Origin of the sequence: Sinomicrobium pectinilyticum (assembly GCF_003725735.1) — a bacterium.
In the GTDB taxonomy this organism is placed as follows: Bacteria; Bacteroidota; Bacteroidia; order Flavobacteriales; family Flavobacteriaceae; genus Sinomicrobium; species Sinomicrobium pectinilyticum.
The window spans coordinates 1-3703 of the sequence record NZ_RJTM01000133.1 but is presented as its reverse complement, the minus strand read 5'-3'; the positions used below and the strand labels follow the sequence as shown (position 1 = coordinate 3703).

Genomic DNA, 3703 nt, shown 5'->3' with positions numbered 1-3703 from the left:
TTGGCTCGTTTGAATACCTCGTGTCCCGATAATTATCGGGATTGCCCCGAGGTAGTTGATTAACCAATAGCTTAAGAACAATTTCATTATGTATCAAAACCCCTGAACCTTTCGGTGCATCGTGTGTTAGTCCTATAGATCACCGGGATAAAACGTATGTTGCCCCAGGCATAAATTTATTGGCCATGAAAAAAATCCTTTTACTCCTGATCGTTATCTTCCTGAGTGTTCCGTTTGCCCGGGCCCAGAAAGGAACCAAAGAACGCATCAAATTATACAGCGCCGCCATTGAAGGCAATCTCATCGGCGATCCTGCCGAGCGTGATGTAACGGTTTATCTGCCTCCGTCCTATCAGTCAAACCCCGATGGGCGCTTTCCCGTACTATATATGCTCCACGGATTTACCGACACAGATGCGCAATGGTTCGGGTGGGAAGATCACTGGATCAACCTGTATGAAGTGATCCACCGGTCGCTCTCGGAAGGACTTGCCAAAGAGATGATCGTAGTGATGCCTAATGCCTATAACCGCTTCAAGGGAAGCATGTATGCCAATTCGGTAACTGTCGGCGACTGGGAAACGTTTGTCACTAAAGAACTGGTAGAATATATCGATACCCATTACCGGACACTGGCAGATGTAAAAAGCCGTGGATTGGCAGGGCATTCGATGGGCGGATACGGAACGATCCGCCTGGGGATGAAATACCCGGATGTGTTTTCATCCATTTACCTGCTGAGCCCGTGCTGTATGGAAGGAGAGGTGAATGCGGATAAAGAGTTTACGGATAAAATAGAGTCGATTACAACCTTGGACCGTTTGGAAGAAGCTCCTTTCTTTGAGATAGCTACGCTGGCTACTTCTGCCGCTTTTGCTCCCAATCCGGATAACCCGCCGTTTTATCTCGACCTGCCTTTTGCCAATGGTAAGGTCCGTCAGGACATCGCCAATAAAATAACCGCTAACCGAACACTTTACACCATTGAGCAATACATCCCCAATTTACGAAAACTGGAGGCTATTGGCATGGATGCCGGGTTGCAGGACCAGGGCATCAGCACATCAACGAAAAAGCTGCATGAATTACTGGAAACCTATCAAATATCGCACGAATATGAAAGCTATACCGGCGATCATCTGAATCGCATCGCCGAACGTATACGGACAAAAGTGCTGCCTTTCTTCTCTGAGCACCTGGTTTTTGAAGGGGAAAAAGAATCCAGGGTTATCGAAGACGGAGGCACCGGGGAATATCCTGCCATAATGATGACAGAACCTTCATTGACCACCCACACCATTTTCAGGCCCGCTGATATCAGTGTTTTTGGCAAAGAGAACAAACTCCCCGTTATTGCCTGGGGTAATGGAGCCTGCTATAACTCGCCCTGGGAGCACGTTAATTTTCTGAACGAGATCGCTTCTCACGGGTTCCTGGTTGTGGCTACGGGCAGCATGCCCGAAGAAAAGGGAGAGCAGGTAAAGGACAAATCAAGATCAGAACAACTGCTCGATGCTATTGACTGGGCCATTGCACAGAACAATGACAGCAAAAGTCCTTACTATAATAAGATAGACACCACGAAGATCGCTGTAAGCGGGATGTCCTGCGGTGGTTTACAAGTCCTGGAGGTCGCAGCCGATCCGAGAATTACTACCATAGGCGTATTCAACAGCGGGGTATTAAAAGACCCGGGAGACGGCATGTCCGGTATGCCCCGGGTGAATAAAGACCAACTCCAAAAGATACACACCCCAGTGCTTTATCTTTTAGGTGGTAAATCCGATATTGCATATGAAAACGGGATGGACGATTTCAGGCGAATCAACCATGTTCCCGTTTTTATGGGCAACCTGGATGTGGGGCATGGCGGTACGTACAGCGATCCGCACGGTGGCGAATTTGCCAGGGTGGCGACCCATTGGTACAAATGGCAATTAAAAGGCGATCGCAAAGCGGGGAAATTATTTACCGGTAACCCTGGCGGACTTTCCCGCTCAAAAGGATGGACGATTGATAAAAAGAATATACCTTAACCGGGTCACCTAGGGGGAGTATCGAAATATGGTGAACCCCGGGATTAATTCCCTGCCCGTTTATCGGGACATCCCAGGCAGCAGGTCCTCGCTTTTGCCATGCTCAAATGAGAGTCAGCGGAGAACTTAATTTTGCTTAAATTCCTTTCGGGTTAACCTGTATTGTATACGACTGTGATAGATGCCGTTTTTCCTGGTATGCTTTTTTAATTCTCCTTCTTTTATTATTCCGTTCTTGATCATCACTTTTCCCGATGCCGGGTTTTCTACCAGATAGGTGGCCGGTATTTTATTTAACTTCAAAGTCTGTACAACACTCTAAATGTACATAATCTCTTTTTTATGGTGAGTTACAAATGTCCTTTTATGATGGCTCCTCGTTTCGGCGGGACTCATAATGAGGAGCAGTTGGGGCAGGGGGCAACTGTTCCAGGTGCCTTTGGCCGGTTTTCAGGTTTACAGCCTTTTCTAATTATGTTTACAACCTTCACATCAGTTTAAGATATTCTGTAGAGCCATACCAATATACCGGAATGCTTATTAAAAGGGCAAGAGCTATGGCCAGGGGCAGGGCATAACGGCTCCCCGCTATTTTAAGAAAAAGGAACAACCGTATAAACGAATGTGCCGTAAATAGTACCAACGGGGCCAGTTTTTCCCCCGGCTCGTACCTGGCCAACATCATGAAAACCCAAAAAATAAACAACAGAAAAAGATATTCTGCAGCTATCACCATGCCTGTCAATATCCGGTTTTTTATAAAAAGTAAAGGGATATAAAGCAAGAAACCGAAAAATATCCAGGCAAGGCTCCAGTCTATGTCAGTATTAGCAGGGACGACCATAAAGATAACAGTTAGTGCCGAAACCGCTATAACGGTATAGAAATATGGATTAAGTTCATTTTTATCTTTCATATGATTACGTTTATTTCACCATTAATTTAAGATAATCGTCTATGTCCCCGGGGCAATGTACCCTTCAAATTTTCCGGTGGGAGCAGATTGATAACAGGTGTTTAACCGCGAAAGAAATGCTCCCGGTAACGCGGGGCTATGCCATTCCTGTCCAAAACCCAATCAGCTGGGCTGCCCCTTTTCGTCCTGTAAATCCCCCTTGGCAGTCGTTCTTTTGGCCGTTTTTCCACTGGAAATGTATTTTCAGGCCTTCTGGCAGTTTTATTTCGTATTTTTTGGAGGTTCATTTCATTTTAGTTCAGCTTTAAGCCCGAATAAAACCTGATCTTAAGACTCATACATATTGATCGGGGTTTTTTAATGGTTTTGTTCTTGTCCGTATTGTTTATACCATTCTTCATCCCCGGTATAAGGCTTTCCAGACTTTTTTGTATGTTATCTTTTTTACCTTCCACTGCCCGTCGGTAAACACCAGTTCGGCAAGGTGAAAAAGCATCAGAGGAGCTCGTGGCATCTGCTGATGTTCCAGCCATAGGGATTCCCGCTCAGTCCTAAGTCGCCAGCGCCCTATAAAGGCCGTACTGTCTGTTAAGAAAGGTTGGGAGTACATTTGAAGTTCCTTGATAAGGTGGTCATATGCTTCCGGCTGGTGCTGTTTCAAGGCTTGGATTAAGCGGAGTTTGAGCTGCTTCAGGCCGCCAATGGTCATTTGGTATGTACTGTCCTTATAGGCAATCAAAAGGGTGTCCTG

Annotated in this window: 4 protein-coding genes; 1 reads left to right on the top strand and 3 read right to left on the bottom strand. The window is 46.0% G+C overall.

Translation table 11 applies throughout. The features are described 5' to 3' along the window. Window positions 1–185 precede the first annotated feature (185 nt). Window positions 186–2036: an alpha/beta hydrolase-fold protein gene (locus ED312_RS19280; protein WP_123217665.1), complete on the top strand. Its 1851-nt coding sequence runs from the start codon at window positions 186–188 to the stop codon at window positions 2034–2036. Window positions 2037–2162: 126 nt separating this feature from the next. On the opposite strand, the gene ED312_RS19275 is transcribed toward ED312_RS19280, so the two are convergent. The 3 genes from ED312_RS19275 to ED312_RS23890 all read right to left on the bottom strand — a co-directional run. Further along, window positions 2163–2339, bottom strand: a complete 177-nt coding sequence (locus ED312_RS19275; RefSeq protein WP_123217664.1) for a GNAT family N-acetyltransferase — start codon at window positions 2337–2339, stop codon at window positions 2163–2165. Window positions 2340–2523: 184 nt separating this feature from the next. After that, window positions 2524–2952 carry a hypothetical protein gene (locus ED312_RS19270; protein ID WP_123217663.1) on the bottom strand — a complete coding sequence of 143 codons (429 nt, stop codon included), beginning with the start codon at window positions 2950–2952 and terminating at the stop codon, window positions 2524–2526. Window positions 2953–3349: 397 nt separating this feature from the next. Next, window positions 3350–3703 (bottom strand): hypothetical protein (locus ED312_RS23890; RefSeq protein WP_170164563.1); only part of this gene is annotated, 354 nt, incomplete at its 5' end.

Excerpts from the sequence above, each read along its gene's own strand:
- ED312_RS19270 (WP_123217663.1), bottom strand. The coding sequence starts at position 2,952 with ATGAAAGATAAAAATGAACTTAATCCATATTTCTATACCGTTATAGCG.
- ED312_RS19280 (WP_123217665.1), top strand. The coding sequence starts at position 186 with ATGAAAAAAATCCTTTTACTCCTGATCGTTATCTTCCTGAGTGTTCCG.